At 49.3% G+C, this 17,320-nt stretch carries 16 protein-coding genes; 4 read left to right on the top strand and 12 right to left on the bottom strand.

The genetic code is table 11. The features are described 5' to 3' along the window. Nucleotides 1–5: 5 nt before the first annotated feature. The 4 genes from DZK30_RS01945 to rpsU form a co-directional block, all read right to left on the bottom strand. The gene (locus DZK30_RS01945; protein WP_240432836.1) at nucleotides 6–737 is read right to left on the bottom strand and encodes an SAM-dependent methyltransferase; all 732 of its coding nucleotides are present in this window, start codon (nucleotides 735–737) and stop codon (nucleotides 6–8) included. Nucleotides 738–806: 69 nt separating this feature from the next. After that, nucleotides 807–1,106: a ribosome hibernation-promoting factor, HPF/YfiA family gene (gene hpf / locus DZK30_RS01940; RefSeq protein WP_118972396.1), complete on the bottom strand. Its 300-nt coding sequence runs from the start codon at nucleotides 1,104–1,106 to the stop codon at nucleotides 807–809. Nucleotides 1,107–1,212: 106 nt separating this feature from the next. Beyond that, entirely contained in the window at nucleotides 1,213–2,127 is a 915-nt protein-coding gene (locus DZK30_RS01935) for a tyrosine-type recombinase/integrase (RefSeq protein WP_262706871.1), read from the bottom strand. 131 nt (nucleotides 2,128–2,258) lie between these two features. Continuing rightward, the gene (gene rpsU, locus DZK30_RS01930) at nucleotides 2,259–2,456 is read right to left on the bottom strand and encodes a 30S ribosomal protein S21 (RefSeq protein ID WP_118972395.1); all 198 of its coding nucleotides are present in this window, start codon (nucleotides 2,454–2,456) and stop codon (nucleotides 2,259–2,261) included. A 104-nt stretch (nucleotides 2,457–2,560) separates the two neighbouring features. Here rpsU and tsaD point away from each other — a divergent pair, with 104 nt between their 5' ends. The 3 genes from tsaD (at nucleotide 2,561) to DZK30_RS01915 (ending at nucleotide 4,798) form a co-directional block, all read left to right on the top strand. Beyond that, complete coding sequence (tsaD, locus tag DZK30_RS01925; protein WP_118972394.1) at nucleotides 2,561–3,577, top strand: tRNA (adenosine(37)-N6)-threonylcarbamoyltransferase complex transferase subunit TsaD; 1,017 nt, start codon at nucleotides 2,561–2,563, stop codon at nucleotides 3,575–3,577. Continuing rightward, nucleotides 3,578–4,303 (top strand): tRNA1(Val) (adenine(37)-N6)-methyltransferase, encoded by a 726-nt coding sequence (locus DZK30_RS01920; protein WP_118972393.1) that lies wholly within the window; start codon nucleotides 3,578–3,580, stop codon nucleotides 4,301–4,303. Nucleotides 4,304–4,372: 69 nt separating this feature from the next. Then, nucleotides 4,373–4,798, top strand: coding sequence for a hypothetical protein (locus DZK30_RS01915; protein ID WP_118972392.1), 426 nt, complete (start codon nucleotides 4,373–4,375; stop codon nucleotides 4,796–4,798). Between the two features lie 426 nt (nucleotides 4,799–5,224). Here the strand turns inward: DZK30_RS01915 and DZK30_RS01910 are convergent, their stop codons facing one another. The 4 genes from DZK30_RS01910 to DZK30_RS01895 all read right to left on the bottom strand — a co-directional run bounded on the left by DZK30_RS01910 (nucleotide 5,225) and on the right by DZK30_RS01895 (nucleotide 8,583). Beyond that, nucleotides 5,225–5,971, bottom strand: coding sequence for a hypothetical protein (locus DZK30_RS01910; protein ID WP_118972391.1), 747 nt, complete (start codon nucleotides 5,969–5,971; stop codon nucleotides 5,225–5,227). A gap of 131 nt (nucleotides 5,972–6,102) precedes the next feature. After that, a complete protein-coding gene (gene mnmA, locus DZK30_RS01905; RefSeq protein ID WP_118972390.1) occupies nucleotides 6,103–7,212 on the bottom strand; it encodes a tRNA 2-thiouridine(34) synthase MnmA in 1,110 nt (369 codons plus the stop codon). 88 nt (nucleotides 7,213–7,300) lie between these two features. Further along, entirely contained in the window at nucleotides 7,301–8,344 is a 1,044-nt protein-coding gene (locus DZK30_RS01900; protein ID WP_118972389.1) for a glycosyltransferase family 2 protein, read from the bottom strand. Nucleotides 8,345–8,364: 20 nt separating this feature from the next. Next, nucleotides 8,365–8,583 carry a hypothetical protein gene (locus DZK30_RS01895; RefSeq protein ID WP_162902755.1) on the bottom strand — a complete coding sequence of 73 codons (219 nt, stop codon included), beginning with the start codon at nucleotides 8,581–8,583 and terminating at the stop codon, nucleotides 8,365–8,367. 213 nt (nucleotides 8,584–8,796) lie between these two features. Here DZK30_RS01895 and queA point away from each other — a divergent pair, with 213 nt between their 5' ends. Further along, a complete protein-coding gene (gene queA, locus DZK30_RS01890) occupies nucleotides 8,797–9,846 on the top strand; it encodes a tRNA preQ1(34) S-adenosylmethionine ribosyltransferase-isomerase QueA (protein ID WP_118972387.1) in 1,050 nt (349 codons plus the stop codon). A 230-nt stretch (nucleotides 9,847–10,076) separates the two neighbouring features. Here the strand turns inward: queA and DZK30_RS01885 are convergent, their stop codons facing one another. From DZK30_RS01885 to DZK30_RS01870, 4 genes are all read right to left on the bottom strand, one after another. After that, the gene (locus tag DZK30_RS01885; protein ID WP_118972386.1) at nucleotides 10,077–11,174 is read right to left on the bottom strand and encodes an ABC transporter permease; all 1,098 of its coding nucleotides are present in this window, start codon (nucleotides 11,172–11,174) and stop codon (nucleotides 10,077–10,079) included. Between the two features lie 120 nt (nucleotides 11,175–11,294). Continuing rightward, the gene (locus DZK30_RS01880; protein ID WP_118972385.1) at nucleotides 11,295–12,569 is read right to left on the bottom strand and encodes a hypothetical protein; all 1,275 of its coding nucleotides are present in this window, start codon (nucleotides 12,567–12,569) and stop codon (nucleotides 11,295–11,297) included. Between the two features lie 113 nt (nucleotides 12,570–12,682). Then, the gene (locus tag DZK30_RS01875; protein ID WP_118972384.1) at nucleotides 12,683–14,056 is read right to left on the bottom strand and encodes a SusD/RagB family nutrient-binding outer membrane lipoprotein; all 1,374 of its coding nucleotides are present in this window, start codon (nucleotides 14,054–14,056) and stop codon (nucleotides 12,683–12,685) included. A gap of 11 nt (nucleotides 14,057–14,067) precedes the next feature. After that, nucleotides 14,068–17,169: a SusC/RagA family TonB-linked outer membrane protein gene (locus DZK30_RS01870; protein ID WP_118972383.1), complete on the bottom strand. Its 3,102-nt coding sequence runs from the start codon at nucleotides 17,167–17,169 to the stop codon at nucleotides 14,068–14,070. Between the last annotated feature and the right edge of the window lie 151 nt (nucleotides 17,170–17,320).

The following is a 17,320-nucleotide window of genomic DNA, read 5'->3' as shown; positions in this document are numbered from 1 at the left end:
TCTGCTTATGCCATCAGCAGGAAGATCACCGGGCGTTTATGCAGATCTGGCGGGGCTTTGGTCCAGGCGCCTATCGTTTGGGTGCTGATGCGTTCCTGTTCACCCGTAATATCGACGGCGATGCACAGCTTCGTGCTATGCTTGCACAGTCGCAGCAGCTCTTGCAGCAATTGGTTGTTGCGATATGGCGTTTCAATAAATATCTGTGTTTCGTTGTGCTGCGCCGAAAGCTGTTCCAGCTCTTTGATCGCCTTACCCCGCAAGGGATCTTTTACCGGTAGATACCCTGCAAAACGGAACCCCTGCCCGTTGAAGCCCGAGGCCATCAGCGCCAGCAATACCGAGCTGGGACCGGTTTGCGGCACCACCAATGCGCCCATTTCCTGCGCAGCCGCCGCCAGCACACTACCGGGGTCGGCCATACCCGGACAACCCGCTTCGCTCATCATGCCCACTTCATACCCGGCCTTCAGCCATTGCCGCAGCAAAGCCAGATCCGGCGCCGTTTGGTTATTCACTTCCACAAAGCGGATCGCGTCTATGTCTACCTGGCGATCGATGCTTTTAAGATAACGCCGCGCCGTGCGAATGTTTTCGACAAAGTAGAACTTCAGCCGGCAACTGAGCGCCTTTACGCTTTCCGGTAGGGTATGCAGGGCATTTTCGGCCAGGGGAACCGGTATCATGTATAGCTTGCCCTGCGCTGCCGCCTGTGGGGTCATTTCTGGTTGTGCCATAGCGGTAAAGGTAAGCATGAAAAAAGGCCGTACAAAATAGTACGGCCTTGATATGATCATGAAGCGACGCTAAGCGAACATCTTCTCTTTAGATTTCTTGATTTGTGCGACCAGCGAATCATAAGCCTGGTCGAAAGATTCTTCAAACCCCTTGGATTCATGCTTGGCAAAGAGCGAGCGCTTGGGCACCGATACTTTAATTTCCGCCACCTTGTCCCTTACTTTCTGAGAGAGATTTTCGAGACGAAGATAGACCTCAACGCCCGTTATTTTATCATGGAAGGTTTTCAGCTTATCAAGTCTCTTTTGTACATGTTCCAGCAGCTTCTGGTCTGCGTCAAAATGAACGGTCTGAATTTGTACATTCATAGTTCTTCATTTTAAAGTTAAACAATAAATAAGGTCGGGTAGCGGTGCTTCATAATGGAAAGGTATAAAAAATATAATGACAAAATAACTTTCGGAAAGGCTTTATCTAACTTTTAGGATGCGCCTTCCGGTACACCTCTCTAAGCCGCTCGATATTGTTGTGTGTGTAGATCTGTGTCGCGGCCAGACTGCTATGTCCCAGCAGCTCTTTGATGGCATTCAGCTCTGCACCTTTGTTGGAAAGCTGTGTAGCAAATGTATGCCGGAGCACGTGCGGACTCTTCTTGCTCAATGTCGTTACAGATTGAAGATGCTTGCGAACAACACGATATACGTACTGGGCATAAACCGGCTTGCCCTCCTTGATACATAACAACGCCGGGCCGGCTTGGTTGAAAAGTCTTCTTTTTTCTGCCATGTATTGCTGTATATCCGTTAGCAGCATTTCGCTCACCGGTATCAGCCGTTCCTTGTTCCGTTTGCCCAGTACGCGTATCTGCTGGCGGGCAAATTCGATATCCTGCTCTTTAAGACCCACCAGCTCTGCCCGTCGCATGCCGGTCTGGTACAACAACTCGATAATGAGCCGTTCGGTATCGCCTTCAAAACCTTCGGGATATTGCACGGCCTCGCTGATCTGCTCGGTCTGCTGTTCTTCGAGGAAGGAAGGAAGCCGTTTCGGCGCTTTGGGTGTGCTTACCTGCCGGGTTGGGTTTTCCGATACCAGTCCCAGGCGCAGCAGGTATTTGAAAAACGACTTCACAGCCGACATCTTGCGCTGCAGGGTCCGCTCGCCCATTTGCTCTTCCTTGAGCTGCGCCAGCCAGGAACGGATGTGAATATGACGGATAAGGCCTACTTCGGCTATATCGAACTGCCCATGAAGAAAATGAAGGAATTGGTCGAGATCATTACGGTAAGCCGTAAAAGTATGCTCAGACATGCGCTTTTCGAAGCGTATATATCGGAGAAATTCGGGTATTGCAGCTTCAGTAAGCAAGAGCAAATCATTTAGGGTCACTGACCGCCCCGAACAAAATAAGGCGGACTGTAAATATACGAATTTACAGTCCGCCAAAAAAAATTATAATAAACTAAATGGCCACCCCGGAGGAAGGACCATGGAAGTCTATAGATAAGTCATGCGAAAGCTTACAGTTCCACTTTTCCAGCAAGGATCTGCTGACGGTAAGCCGCCTTCAGGATCTCTTTACGGCGCTGAACGGAAGGCTTGGTAAAGGCCTGACGTGTACGCAGTTGGTTCAAAGTGCGGGACTTCTCAAATTTTTTCTTGTATTTTTTGAGCGCCTTGTCTATGTTTTCGCAATCTTTAGCATCTAAAATAAGCATAATAGTATACCCCCTTTTTTTCCTTTGGGAGAGCAAAGGTAAATATATTTTTTAAATTCAACAAATCGTTGTCTGGATTTTCATATATTTTTGCAGCTTCCTTTATGCAACGTTCCTCCTCTGTAATCCTGGCTATTGAATCTTCCTGCGACGAGACGGCTGCCGCTATTCTCATCGGCGATAAGGTGGTCAGCAATATCATCGCTACACAAAAAGTACACGAACAATATGGGGGCGTAGTACCCGAGCTGGCCTCCAGAGCGCACCTGCAGCAGATCGTGCCCGTGGTCGACAGGGCCATAAAGCAGGCGGGTATCGGAAGAAAGGAGATTACGGCGGTAGCATTTACCCAGGCCCCGGGGCTTATCGGCTCGCTGCTGGTGGGCGCCTGCTTTGCCAAAGGCCTGGCGCAGGCCCTGGATGTACCGCTGATCGCGGTACATCATATGCAGGCTCATGTGCTGGCCCATTTTATCGACGACCCGAAGCCTTCTTTCCCCTTCCTGTGCCTCACCGTATCGGGCGGCCATACCCAGATCGTGCTTTGTCATTCCCACCTGGAAATGGAAGTGTTGGGCGAAACCCTGGACGATGCCGCAGGCGAAGCTTTTGACAAGGTAGCCAAAATGCTGCAGCTACCTTACCCCGGTGGTCCCCTTGTCGACAAGCATGCGCAAAAAGGGGATCCGGAGCGATTCCCATTCCCCATACCCGAGATCAAAGGGCTCGATTTCAGCTTCAGCGGGATCAAAACTTCCGTATTGTATTTCTTACAGAAGCAACAAAAGACCGATCCCGACTTTGTAGCGCATCACCTGGACGATATCTGCGCTTCGGTGCAGCATACTATTGTAAAGGCACTGCTGCAAAAGCTGGAAAAAGCTGCCCGCCAACGGGGCATTAAAGATATAGGCATTGCCGGCGGCGTATCGGCCAATAGCGGTCTCCGCCAAGCCCTCGAAGCCAGCGGCCGCAAAAACGGATGGCATGTTTACCTTCCTAAATTTGAATATTGTACCGATAATGCCGCCATGATCGGCATGGCCGCCTGGTTCAAGCTGCAGCAGCAACAATTTACCGACCTCGCCGCTGTTCCTTCGGCGCGGGCACAATGGACATAAATGCCCAATTCCTGGTTCCAGTTCAAACAATTTCGCGTGGCACAGGACCGTTGCGCCATGAAGGTATCGACCGATGCCTGCATTCAGGGTGCCTGGACGGCCCGGCAGCTGCATAACCTTCCTCCTGTGCATCGTATCCTGGACATCGGTACGGGTACAGGCTTGCTTAGCCTGATGCTGGCGCAGGAACAGGAACAAGTGACTATCGATGCCATAGAACTTAATGAAGACGCTGCCTTGCAGGCCGCAGAAAATTTCCTTGCCAGCCCCTGGAATAGCCGGCTAAAGGCGTTGCACACTGCATTGTCGGATTTCGGCAGCCGGCCCGGTCAGTACGATCTTATTATCTGCAATCCGCCATTCTTTCACAACCAGCTGGGTTCGGAGCGGCGGGCTCGCCACGATGCCCGGCATAGCACCGCCCTGAATAAAGATTCCCTGGCCCGGGCCATAGCCATGTTGCTGCACGAAAAGGGATATGGCAGCATTATGTACCCGCTAAGCGAATGGGACGACTGGTTGGCCACCGCAGCGCGCCACGGCCTGTATCCCGCCGCTGTGCTGGCCATACATCCCGGGAACCATACTGCAGCCAACCGGATGATCGGCATTTTCAGCCGGGCAGCGCAGCCTTATGAGACCTCAGACATGGTGATCTACGAAGATGACAGAAGCTATACGGCAATGTTCCGGGAGTTATTAAAATCTTACTATCTATATTTATAGTTGACAATGAAAAAACAAAAATTGTTTTGGCATAATATTTGATGATATTTTTTTTAAAAATAATTAAATATGAAAATCAAAATTCTTTTTGCGATTATCCTTTGTGTATTTGTAAAAACTAATACCAAAGCACAATTCACAATTCCCACTGTAAACGAACTGACTGTAGTTTGGGAAGGAGCTGCAGACTACAGACCTACTACTACATTTACCATTAAAGTCACAAAAAACGGAACTCAATTTTCACACACATTTAGCGGTCCTGGGGTTTGGGCGCCACCGATGTTCATTGGTAACAATGTTATAGGAGACATACAGGGTCTTATAAATGGCGTGCCAGCATTTTACACAACTTACGCAGATTGGAGCAGCAATGCTATTGTTGTCGGCGGTCCCGAAATGAAGTGGTACTTTGACACCTGGAATGGTAAAATTTGGTATTTTTACGTAAGTAAGGGTACATCAACGGAATGGCACTATCGCATTGGCAACTAAGGCTAAAGCAGGATACTTGAGGCTATCTCAGACTTTTTGAGATAGCCTCAAGCATTCTATCTCTTCACAATTTCTTGTAAGCGCTTGCGCTTCATGCTTCAAAGAATTACTTAGTTATTTTCTACTGCCCAAGGATTACCCTGTATCCTATGCGGAGTTGACCTAGTCTAGCTTGGACTAGAACTCAAAGGAATATGTGGGTCACAACCTCCTCATGTCGCGCCTGCGGAGCAAGAACGATGAGTATTATCCGGCTTCGTCTACAAACGCTTTATTCTTATGGAACAATATTCGCACTTCTGAGTTGTAAGACGACAAAGGTTAATCTAAATAAACGCCCCAGCTAAGGTAATATCTCAGGCCAGGGCTAAAAAAAGCTGCCCGGAAAACCGGGCAGCTTTGCATCATTTTTATTATTATTTCGCTTTAGTTATTTTCCACAGCCCGCAGGACTACGCTGTATCCCTTTTTGAAACCGCTGCCGCCACTACCGCCTACCTTGGGCTGGAATTCCCAGTAGATACGCTCGCGATACACCAGGCCTACATTATAAGCATATACTTCCTGGCTGTAATTGCGGTATGCATAAGCGGTGCTGTCGACATCAGGATCATTGAGCTGATCGTCGATCTGGTTTACGGTAACCGTATGCTCGTACAGGTTGTTGCCGGGATCAAATTCGTTATCGAAATTAGCGTAGGTATATTTCCACTTGTCGTTATCGTATTCGGCATTGTCCTTATCGCCAAGTGCGATGAGGGCATTGCCGTTCCAGCTGGGGCTACTGGCCACAGGGAAAACCATTTTGATAAAGGTGAGGCCACGCTGCATCAGCTCGACCCTGTTTTCTGTGGGGGTTACGCTCAGCACATCGTTGGGCATATAAGGATCAGTATCGTTCTTGCGACGTTCCACGTTGATGCGGTAGCTGAGCCGTCCGGCGGCATCGCGAAAAGTATCAACTACCGTATAGCGCAACTGTCCCTTATAAGGTAGAGGCACTCCCAATTGGTCGTTCCAGATGGTCGAATCGTAATCGTAAACGATATACTTGCCAATCTCGGTAGGGAAGAATTGATTGCCCTTTGCGATCTCGGAAAGATCTTCTTTTTCTTTCTTACAGGAGTACAGGCCAACCGATAGAAGCAGGAGCGGTAATAGAATTTTACGCATAGCTGAATTTCAGAATTAAAAGGATGCCGCTACGATAAGCGATACAACGAAAAACGGACGTAAGATAAAAAATATTTTTTCATTCAAAAACATTTTTTGTCTTAGGTCCGTGAGAAATATATCGTGCCCCGTTAAAGGTTGTCGCTGCGCCACCCGGAGCGTATAATACCGCCCGCGATCACATCGTCGCCTTCGTAGAACACGGCCGACTGGCCGGGAGCGATCCCTTTTACTTCTTCATAAAAATTCACTTCAACGGTATCGCCTGCCAGATGCAGGTGGCTCAAGGTTCCGGGATCCTTGTAGCGTATCTTGGTAATGGCCTCCATACCCTCGGGAATGGCCGCATATTTCACCATATTGAGCCCGCCAACGGTCATGATATTCTGTTCGAGCTCATGCGCATCACCCAGCACTACCGTATTGGTCTCGGGAATGATGCGGGTCACGAAAACGGGGCGTCCCAGAGCAATGTCAAGCCCTTTGCGTTGACCGATGGTATAGAAAGGATAGCCTTTGTGCTGTCCTACAATGCTGCCGTCGGCCAGCACGAAGTTGCCGCCGTTTACCCTTTCTTCGAGCCCGTCTACGTTCCGTTTCAGGAAACCACGGTAATCATTATCGGGCACGAAGCAGATCTCGTAGCTTTCTGCCTTTTTCGAAAGCTCGGGATAACCCATGTCCAGCGCGATTTGCCGCACTTCTGTCTTGAGATAATCGCCCAGCGGGTAAAGGCTCCGGCTCAGACAATCCTGGCCCAGCCCCCACAGTACATAGCTTTGGTCCTTTGTCAGATCTTTGGCCTTTGACAGCACGAAACGGCTGTTCTCTTCGCGTATTTTTACATAATGCCCCGTGGCAATAAAATCACAATCGAGGGCATTGGCCCGCTTCAGCAGGGCCGACCATTTGATATGGGTATTGCACAACACACAGGGATTGGGTGTGCGTCCGGCAATGTACTCGTCAATGAAATTTTCGATAACGGCGCCGCCAAATTCTTCGCGTATATCCAGCACATAATGCGGGAAACCGTGCTGCACAGCAGCCTGGCGCGCATCGTTAAAAGAATCCAGGTTACAGCAGCCGGTTTCCTTACGGCTTCCGCCTGCCGAAGCGTAGTCCCAGGTCTTCATGGTGATGCCCACCACTTCATAACCCTGCTGATGCAGCATCAGGGCGGTAACGGTGCTATCAATGCCACCACTCATCGCAACCAAAACTTTTCCGTTACGGCTCATAACTATCTATTTGTAAAAAAGAATGCAAAGGTACGGAAATGCTGAAAAAGGAGCTTTATGCCCCTATTCAAAATACTTATCCCTAAGCCTATTTAAAATCGGCCGGATCAAGCTGCGAGAATTTCTTTTTCCCGCGGACAAAATATTGCATGATGATACTTCTGCGATAAATGCCTTTTTCATCCCGAGTCGTTACCAGGCTTTTCACGGTAAGCCGTTTACGATGCCATTTACCGAAAGACAAGAAAAAACTCCAGTGCGCTCTCATAATGGCCAGGATGTTCTTTACCTGGCCGGAAGCCAGGAGCTGCAGACCAGCGACTCCGTCGAGCAACAACCGAAGTGGCAGGAGCCAGACGAGTTTGCCACCCTTTTCATTCTTCAGCAACAGCACCAGGCTGTTCCGGAAGTTATAAAAGGTCTTCTGAGGACTGCCATAGGAAATAATGCTGCCACCAACATGGAAGACAGTGCTCCCGGGTACATACCCGATCTTGTAGCCGGCATTTTTCATGCGCCAGCACAAATCCACTTCTTCCATATGGGCAAACAGATCGGGATCGAGCCCACCGAGGTGATGATAGATCTCGGAACGCACCACGAAGCAGCCGCCGGAAGCCCAGAACAGGTCGGCAGGCGTATCGTATTGCCCTTCATCGGGCTCCAGCGTAGAAAAGATACGGCCACGGCAGAAGAGGTAGCCCCATTTATCCATAAAACCACCTGCAGCGCCTGCATATTCAAAATAAGCACGGTCGCGGTAGTAGCGGATCTTTGGCTGGCAGGCCGCCATATTTTCATCGGCTTCCATGGCCGCGTGAATAGGCGCAAACCAATTGTCGGTAACCTCGAAATCGGAGCTGAGCAGGATATAGTATTTTGCCTGTATCTGCTTCAATGCTTCGGCGTAGCCCCAGGCAAAGCCATGGTTCTCGCTTAGCCGGATCAGCTGTACGTAGGGAAAATGATGTTGTATATACTCGGAAGTATCGTCGGGAGAGGCGTGATCGACTACGAAAACATCATAGCCTTGCCTGGCCTGCTCTACGATTTTTGGCAGAAACAACTCATGCCATTTGCGGCTGTTATAGCTCAGAATGACAACGGCAGTATCCTGCGAGGCAACGATCATGGTAGTCCGGGAAGGATACTTTACGGATTAGTCTGATATTCAGGATTGTACAGTGAGCTTTTGTTCACAGGCACATCATCGGCAGGTTTGAAGGAATGCGTCCACAGGCTATAGCATCCGGCCCAGGCGAAGATGAATGTACCGAAAAAGCCCAAAACGAAGAAAAACCGGGAAGTTGAGGTTTTGGAAGTCCTGATGTCCAGATCGTCCTCAATAAATTGGTTGTTTTGATTTTCCATTGAAAGCTGCATTGCGAATAAGGCCACAAAAGTAATAGAATTTGGCAAAAAGTCTAAATATTTTTTGATGTCCCTCCAACAATATTGACCACTGAATGTACTTACAACATTGGCTGGCAAGGCTTAAATAAAAAATAAATCCGGTTCTATATCTTTTTCGTATCTTTGCACACTTTTTTTCTCATAAATTAAACTATCCATATCCTGTAAGATATGAAATTATCCCAATTTAAGTTTGACCTTCCGATTAACCTGATCGCCCAGCACCCTTCCAAACAACGTGACGAAAGCCGCCTGATGGTGGTACATAAAGATACCGGAAAAATAGAGCATAAGATCTTTAAAGATGTGATGAACTATTTTGACGATAAAGATGTGATGATCGTCAACAATACGAAGGTGTTTCCTGCGCGTCTTTATGGACGGAAGGAGAAGACCGGCGCACGCATCGAGGTATTCCTGCTGCGTGAGCTGAGCAAGACGAACCGCCTGTGGGACGTAATCGTGGACCCTGCCAGAAAGATCCGGGTGGGCAACAAGCTTTACTTCGGCGACAACGACGAGCTTGTGGCAGAAGTGATCGACAACACTACCTCCCGCGGTCGTACGATCCGTTTTCTTTTTGACGGCAACGAACAGGAGTTCAAAACTGTTCTGGACAGCATGGGCGAAACGCCACTGCCCAAGTACATCAAGCGGAAGCCAGATGAAGAGGACCGCGAGCGGTACCAGACGGTTTATGCCAAGTATGAAGGCGCTGTCGCTGCACCTACTGCCGGCCTGCATTTCAGCCGCGAGTTGATCAAAAGAATGGAGATCAAAGGCGTAAAGTTTGCCGAAGTGACCCTGCATACCGGCCTGGGCACCTTCCGCCCTATCGAGGTAGAAGACCTGAGCAAGCACAAAATGGATGCGGAGTATTTCAATGTTGACGAATATGCCTGTGACATTGTCAACAAGGGCATACAGGAAAAAAGAAAGATCTGCTCTGTAGGCACCACTACGCTGAGGGCGTTGGAAAGCTCCGTAACAGCACGCGGCCTGTTGAAGCCGGAGGCCGGATGGACTAACCTGTTCATTCATCCGCCGTTCAATTTTTCCATTGCCAATTCATTGATCACCAATCTGCACCTGCCTAAGACCAGCCTGCTGATCATGGTAGCGGCTTTTGCCGGCTACGATCTGGCTATGGAAGCTTACCAGACAGCGATCAAGGAAAAATACCACTTCTTCAGCTACGGCGATGCCATGCTGGTAGTATAACGGTTATAGAAACTCACAAAAAAGCGCTCTTTCCTTTGGAAAGAGCGCTTTTTTGTGAGTTAGACGTTAGAGATTAGATGCTAGATATTAGATACTAGATACTAGAATTGTGTATTGGCATTGGGGATATCAGAATTTGGAATTTGAATATCTGATACCTAATACCTGATACTTAATACTTGATACCTAGTACCTAATACCTGATACATAATACCTAATACCAACCCTCATCACTCCCATTTAAACACCCGCGATGCGATAAAATAGCCGATGACGCCCCAGAGCAGCAAGATACCGATATCTGTTTTTACCGCCCATAAAGAAGCGCCTTCAAAGGCTACTTCGCGCAGGGCATTGTTGAGATAAGTAAGGGGCAATGCCTTGGATACCGGCTGCATCCAGGCAGGAAAGGCCTCGACGGAGAAAAAGGTGCCCGCCAGCAGGAATTGTGGTAAGGTAATAATATTGGACAGCGGCGGAATGGTCGCTTCGCTGCGGGCCAGGCCACTAATGATAAAGCCGAAACTCATGAAAACAAGCAGACCAATAGCACAGATCACCAGCATATTGATGACGGTAAGCACTCCCTGTACCAGGGTATAGCCAAAGAAAAAATGACCTACCAGGATGATGAACAGCGCGCCGGCCAATTGGAAGAGCATGCGGGCTACCCCTTCGCCCAGGATAATGAATTCGCGCCGTATGGGCGTGGCAAAAAAACGCTTCAGCACCAGCGCCTGCCTCAGGTTAAAGAAGACGAATGCGGTACCGAATACGCTGGCCGCAAGTAAGGAAAAGCCCAGCTGCCCGGGAAGAATAAAGTCGATGGTCTTGAACTTGCGGCTGCGCACAACGGTCTGCTCCACCTGCAACAGGCTACCCAGCCGTGCCGCGGTTTGCGGGTCGGTGGTCAGAACAATTTTTTCGATCACCGATTGCAGCTGGCGGGCTTTGTCCTGGTCGGCGGCATTAATATCCATACTTACCTTATAGCCCCCGCCCTGCTGCATTTTTGCAATTGAGAGCAATACGCTGATGTCCCCTTTTTCCAACTGCTGTCGCAGCTCCGGCGCTTCCCGTGTAGCAGTAAGCTTTACGATGGCGGACTGCTTCAGCCCCATATACACGGGATTAAGGGTATCTGAAGCGGGGGCAATACCGACTTTGATCGCATATTGGCTACCCTCGCCCAGGAATCCGAATACAAGGATAAACACCAGGGGGAAAGCGATCGTAAACACAACCGAGGAGGGGCTTTTGGCGATAGAGCGTAATGCTGCTTTCGCTACGGCGGCAAAGGCCTTGAACTGACTATAAGGATGCGGCATCGTGGGGCAAATAATGAGCAAAGATATGCCGTAACGCTTTGAAGCAGATAAAAAAGCGGGTGCAGCTAAATAAAAAGCGCCGCAACGGATACGGCGCTTTAAGTAACGCTACCGGCGCAGCTACCAGAAAAGGATATTGGCGCCTACCTGCCAGCCTCTGGACGATATAGAATAATCTACGAAAGAGGCCAATGCAGAAACCGGTATATTATACTGCCCGTAAATATCGACCCGCTCATGGAGCATCACGCCGGCACGTACCGGCACGCTCATCCATAAAGCATCCATTTTAGGTTCCGTTTCCTGGTCGTAATGGCCGCCGATCACCCCGGCTATCGTGTATTTCTGCTCATAAAGGTTATTTTTGTAGATAGCATAATTAGCCGTAAGACCTACGCCGGCATTGATCTTCAGCTTATGGGTGTTGTAGAAGTTATAAATAACCTGGGGACTGAAGGCAATGTTGTATTGATCAAATTTATGCCCGATATAGCCGTCACCATCGCCCTTGGGCTTATGCAGGTCGGCCTTGGATAAGGAGAAGGCAGCATCGAGACGAACGATCACCTTTTTTACATAGGGATTGGTAAACAGGTCGATACCCGCCGATACTTTAGGCATATAAGAGACTTTGCTCTCGGCACCGGAGGCGAGCTCATGGTTACCATTGTATTTTACAGAACTGCTGAAAAGGCTAAGGCCGGCATAAAACGCAACATTACTTTTCTGACCGGTCTTCTTTTCCTTGGCTGTAGCGCCATTGAGCAGGTCTACGATCGCCGCAATGCCTGGGCTGGTGTAATTGGCACGCTGTAGCTTCTCCAGGAAGGCGGCGTTATTTCCATTATGCGTTGCGGCAATATTGCTCAGCTGGTTCCGGTATCGTTCATCGGTAATCACTTTCTCACCTGCTTCTACTTTGGGCGAAAAGTATTTTTTATAGATCAGCTCCTGCACCTCCCGCGCATTGACATCCCTGATGTAATACCTGGTTTTAAGCTGATCCTGGTAGCTGTACAGGTCTAGCACACTGCCTTTGCGCAACACCCGCAGGAAAACGGTATCCTTAGCCACAGTATTATCCGGGCCTACGCTCAGTTGCTCGATAGGCGCTATTTTATCCATGCTCTTGTTCAGCACGAAACGTTCAAAATGGTCCATACCCTCTATTTCGAAATCACTGATCTCCTTTACAGTATAGATTTTGGCATCCTTACCGCTCTGATCGGTAGCAAAAGTAAACTGAACAGGATTCCGGTCCCATTCTTTAAAGTCGATCCAGCCACTTTGCTTTTCGCTGTTGCTGGTTGTGATAGTAGCCTTCTGAAAGTTACGCTGGGCCAGAACCGGCGAAGCGATCCAAAGGAATGCCAGAGAGAGTGAAATTTTTCTCATAGATAATGTATGGCGGTAAAAATGTTTTCTTATTAAATTATAAAACAGGGTACCGCAACTACGGCACCCTGCAAATATAACAAATGCTATATTCAATTAAAAAATAAATCAAACTACAAACCAAACCATACCGGTGTTGTCAAATCGGGTGTAGGTGCGTTGGGATTCGATACCCTTTCGTTCTGCGGCGTGGGATAGCGTTTGGGGATTACATTGAGGCGACCATTGGGATTGACCCTCAGTGCCGGGAAGCCTGTTCTGCGATAGTCGCTGTAGGGCTCGCCTGATCCGAATAAGGCGATCCACTTTTCATAAATGATCCGACTGACGTTGATATTGGCTGAGGTATAAGTGGCTATATCGGCGCCGTCATAAGCACCATTGGTCACCAGGCTGCAGGATTCCTTGATGGCATCATTCAGTGCAGTAGCAGCGTCTGTCGCATTACCCTGCCGGAACTTCACTTCAGCTTCCATAAACTTGGCTTCCATAAAGGAGATAATATGCACACCTACGGTTGGGCCTCCCGCCAGGTAGCTGCCCCATTGGGAGACGCCTTCGCTGACAGGGTTATCAATGGGCGTACCCACTACATCGCCAATGTCGGTAGAATCAAAATAGTAGTACAAACGAATGTCTGTAGGGCGGAGCTTAATGGAATCCACGAAAGGTTCAGAAGCCATTGCATAGAACTGGCGGTTGTTCTGGAAGTCGTACCATTGGTTGAATTCGTTGGTACGGGTGCCGTGGCGGGTGACAAAATCATCATCCCTGCTCTGGATACCGTCGGTCAGGCTAGCCAGGATCTTGGCCGGATCATAGCCGGGCTTGTTGCTGAGACGCAGCAGGTAGCGGGCCTTAAGCGTATTGGCGGTTTTTATCCAAAGGCTTACATCACCATTAAAAGCGACATCATCGCTACCAGGCACCAGCTCATTGGCCCCGACATCCATATTCAGCTTGGTAATTGCATCGTCCAGCAAGCCTACGATCGCCTGTATCACGCTTTCCTGCGAATCGTATTTGGCCTGATAATTGGTCTGTCCCTGCAAGGCTTCCGAATAAGGCACATCGCCCCATAGGTCTGTTACCTGCCCCAGGTTCATGGCCATCAATACGTCGGCCATACCGGAATAATATGGATTGACAGCACCATAACGGGTTTGCAGGTCTTTACAGGAGAACATGGCCTGGTAGTTCTGTGCCCATTGGTTGTCGAACTCGTTTTCGGCCATGATATAATTATTGATCGGCAGCAGCTGACCATCTACGCCGGCATTCTGCTGTACCAGGACGGAAGCATCCTTAACCAGGAAACCCTCGTAGGAGTTAAAGGTAGAGACTTCAATAGCCGTCAGCAACAACCCGGGGGTAACCTCCACCGGCGAATTGGGACTAACGAAAAAATCATCGCCACGCTTGCACCCCGAGAAGCTGAGAGCAGCCAGAGCTGCGACCAATGTGATATATTTTATATTGCGTTTCATATTGCTAAATTTTAGAGGCCAAGCTTAAGGTTGAAGATATAGGATTTGGAACCGGGGTTATTGAAGTAATCCCATCCGCCAATATTAGAACCGGAACCGGTAAGGCTGGTCTCAGGATCCACGCCTTTATATTTGGTGCTCAGGAAGAGGTTCCTCCCGGTAAAGCCTACCTCTACATATTTGAAGGGGTTGCCGGAACCCGTGTTGCGGAAGGTATAGCGATAGCTCAGTCCTATAGAGCGGAGGCGTACCCAGCCACCATCCTGGACAGCATTTTCCGCGGCGCCCAGATCGCCCAGGTAATAGCGGAAATAATCCTGTGCGGGCATCGCCGTGGTATTGGTTTGTCCTTCTTTCGCAGTACCAGGCGCATATACACCCGGAATCACATAGTCGTGATCGCGTTCGGCCGATTCATCGGTCCTGCCTACGTTATTCAACCTGGCCCAGGTGCCGTTCCAGATCGAGCCGCCATGACGGATGTCCCAAAGCATGGAGAAGGTGAGCCCTTTGTAGGATACATTACAGTTCAGCCCCATAAGCCAGTCGGGGTTGGGGTTGCCTATATTTTTGGCCACATCCAGTATAGGATAGCCATCTTCGTCGACCAAAAGCTGGCCCGATGCATTCCGCTCCCAGGTGGTGCCGTAGAATACCCCATACGGTTCGCCCACGATGGCAAAAGAGCCGATAGCAGTAAAACCGCTTTCAATAGACAATTCTGTTACGCCTTGCGCCAGTCCCAGCACCTTGGAAACGTTCTTGGACCAGTTACCGCCGACACTCACATTCCAGTCTTTATTTTTATAGACATCAAAATTCAACGACAACTCTACCCCCTGATTACGGAGTTTACCGGCATTTACATATTCGGCTACATAACCGGAGCTGGGCGCCACAGGGCGCTGCAGCAACAGGTTGTTACTCACCTGGTGATAATAAGTCGCCTCGAAGCTGATACGATTATCCCAGAAACGCAGCTCGGTACCGATCTCCTTACCGGTAACAGATTCTGCTACCAGACCACCAGGCTGGTTTACGTTGCCGGGCATATAGCCACTCTGTCCCAGGTAGGGGAAACCGTTACCGTTGGTAGAACCGTCGGTAAGGAATGGCTGTAAGTAGTAATTACGATCGGCATAGATCTGCGGCGGAATACCCGCTTTGGAAATAGCCGCCCGCAGCTTACCATAGGAAAGGAAGTTATTGGAGGGTATATGCTCGGAGAAGATCCAGGACATATTGGCCGTAGGATAAAAGAACGATTTGCCTCCTTTACCAAAGCTGGTATTCCATTCGTTACGTCCTGTAAGCGTGAGGTACAGGAAAGACCTGTAGCCCAGGCTCAACTCACCGTAGATCGCCTGCGACCGCTGGTAGCCATCAGTGTTACTAGCATACAAGGTAGCAGCATTGTTCAAGTTATAAAAATCAGGTACGGACAACTGGGTACCCCTGATGAAGCTGGTACGGGTTTCGGTGTACCAATAGTTATAACCGGCCATGGCGCCGAAATCAAAATCACCGAAGCGTTTGTTGTAGCGCAAGATCAGATCGGAATACACCTGGAGGAAATTGGTGCTGGATTTATTGACCTGACCGGTTCCGTCGGAGGCATCGTTGCCTTTAGAGCCCAGATCATAGATCTGGCGATCTTGCTTGCCATAGGCATCCACACCGATCTTGTAGGTGAGCACCAGCTCCTTCATGATATTGGCGGTGAAGTAAGTATTACCGAAGACTCTGTCGATATAGCTGTCGTAAGGATTGCGGTTTACAGAAAAGAGCGGGTTGTCGTAAGCCGTGATATAGTTTTTGCCTGTATGGGTGGTGGGGTCATAAAAATCTTTAGTCACGTCATAAGAAACCGGCATACGGAACAAAGACAGCATGGGACCCGATACATTGCTACCGTTCTGTACCATGCGGGTCTCCGTATGTGTATAGTTGGCCGTACCACCTACCGTAAGCCAGCTGGCAAGCTTGGCTTCACCGTTCATGGTAAGATTGGTGCGTTTCAGCTTTGAATTGGGGATGATGCCTTTTGTGGTATAATTACCCAGACTTACCCTGAAAATAGCATTATCTGAACCGCCGTTCAGGGCAAGGGTATTGTTGAAGCCCATGCCGGTCTGGAAGAAGTTGCCGAAGTTGTCGTACCGCGACAGGTTGGTGGTATCGATACGTGGTCCCCAGCTGTTGGGCGTATTGCCGGTCTGGAAAACCCCGTTATTACCCTGTGCATATTGGTCCTGTGTCTTGGGCAGCCTGCTTACTTTGTTCACTTCGACAGAAGAAGTAAAAGTGATGCCCAGTGCCTGGCCTTTGCCATAGCGGCCTTTTTTGGTCGTGATCACGATGGCGCCGTTACCGCCGTTGGCTCCATACAGTGCCGCAGCGGCGGGGCCTTTCAGTACCGATACCGATTCAATATCGTCGGGGTTCAGGTCCAGCGCACGGTTCGATTCGTTTACCCCGGTAAGGTTAATGTTGAACGGATTATCACCGGCAAAGGATTGATTGGACACGTTGGAAGAGCCGTTATCGACAGGAATACCGTCGATTACCACCAGCGGCGCATTGTTACCGGTGAAGGTAGAGTTACCACGCAGCAATATTTTGGTGGAAGCACCCGGCGTACCTGCGCTGGAAGTAACCTGCACACCCGGCGCCTTGGCCGAAAGCGACTGGATAGCATTACGCTCTCCTGACTTTTCAATCATATCGCTATTGACCTCGCTGACCGAATAGCCCAGCGCCTTTTTTTCCTTTTTGATACCCAGGGCCGTTACTACGGTTTCTCCCATCACCTTGGATGTGGTCGACATGCGCACCGACACCGCGCCGGAGCCATCGCCTGCCTTCACTTCCTGCTGACCGAATCCTATGGCGCTAATGACCAGGATATCGGATTCATCCGGCACCTCTAAATTAAAGTTCCCGTCTACGTCGGTTATGGTACCGGTGCTCGTCCCTTTTACCTGAACGCTCGCACCGGGAATACCTTCCCCTTTGTCATCTAAAACCTGTCCTCTGACAGGCCGCCCTTGTGCCATGGCTAGCTGCAATCCTGACCATAAAAAGATTGCAAGCATGAGTAGTAGTTTTTTCATACACGAGTATATTTAGTTAACCAAATATACTCGCATCACATGATAAATCAAAGCGTTATGACGCAGTTCCATAATAATTTATTAACAAAATAGAAATAGGCAATAATTAACCTACTTCTAAGAGCAAGAAAAACAATTATTTGAATGCCAT

Source organism: Taibaiella koreensis, from assembly GCF_003545715.1.
Classification (GTDB): domain Bacteria; phylum Bacteroidota; class Bacteroidia; order Chitinophagales; family Chitinophagaceae; genus Taibaiella; species Taibaiella koreensis.
Note: the sequence above shows the minus strand (reverse complement) of the source record. Positions and strands in the feature narration are given on the sequence as shown.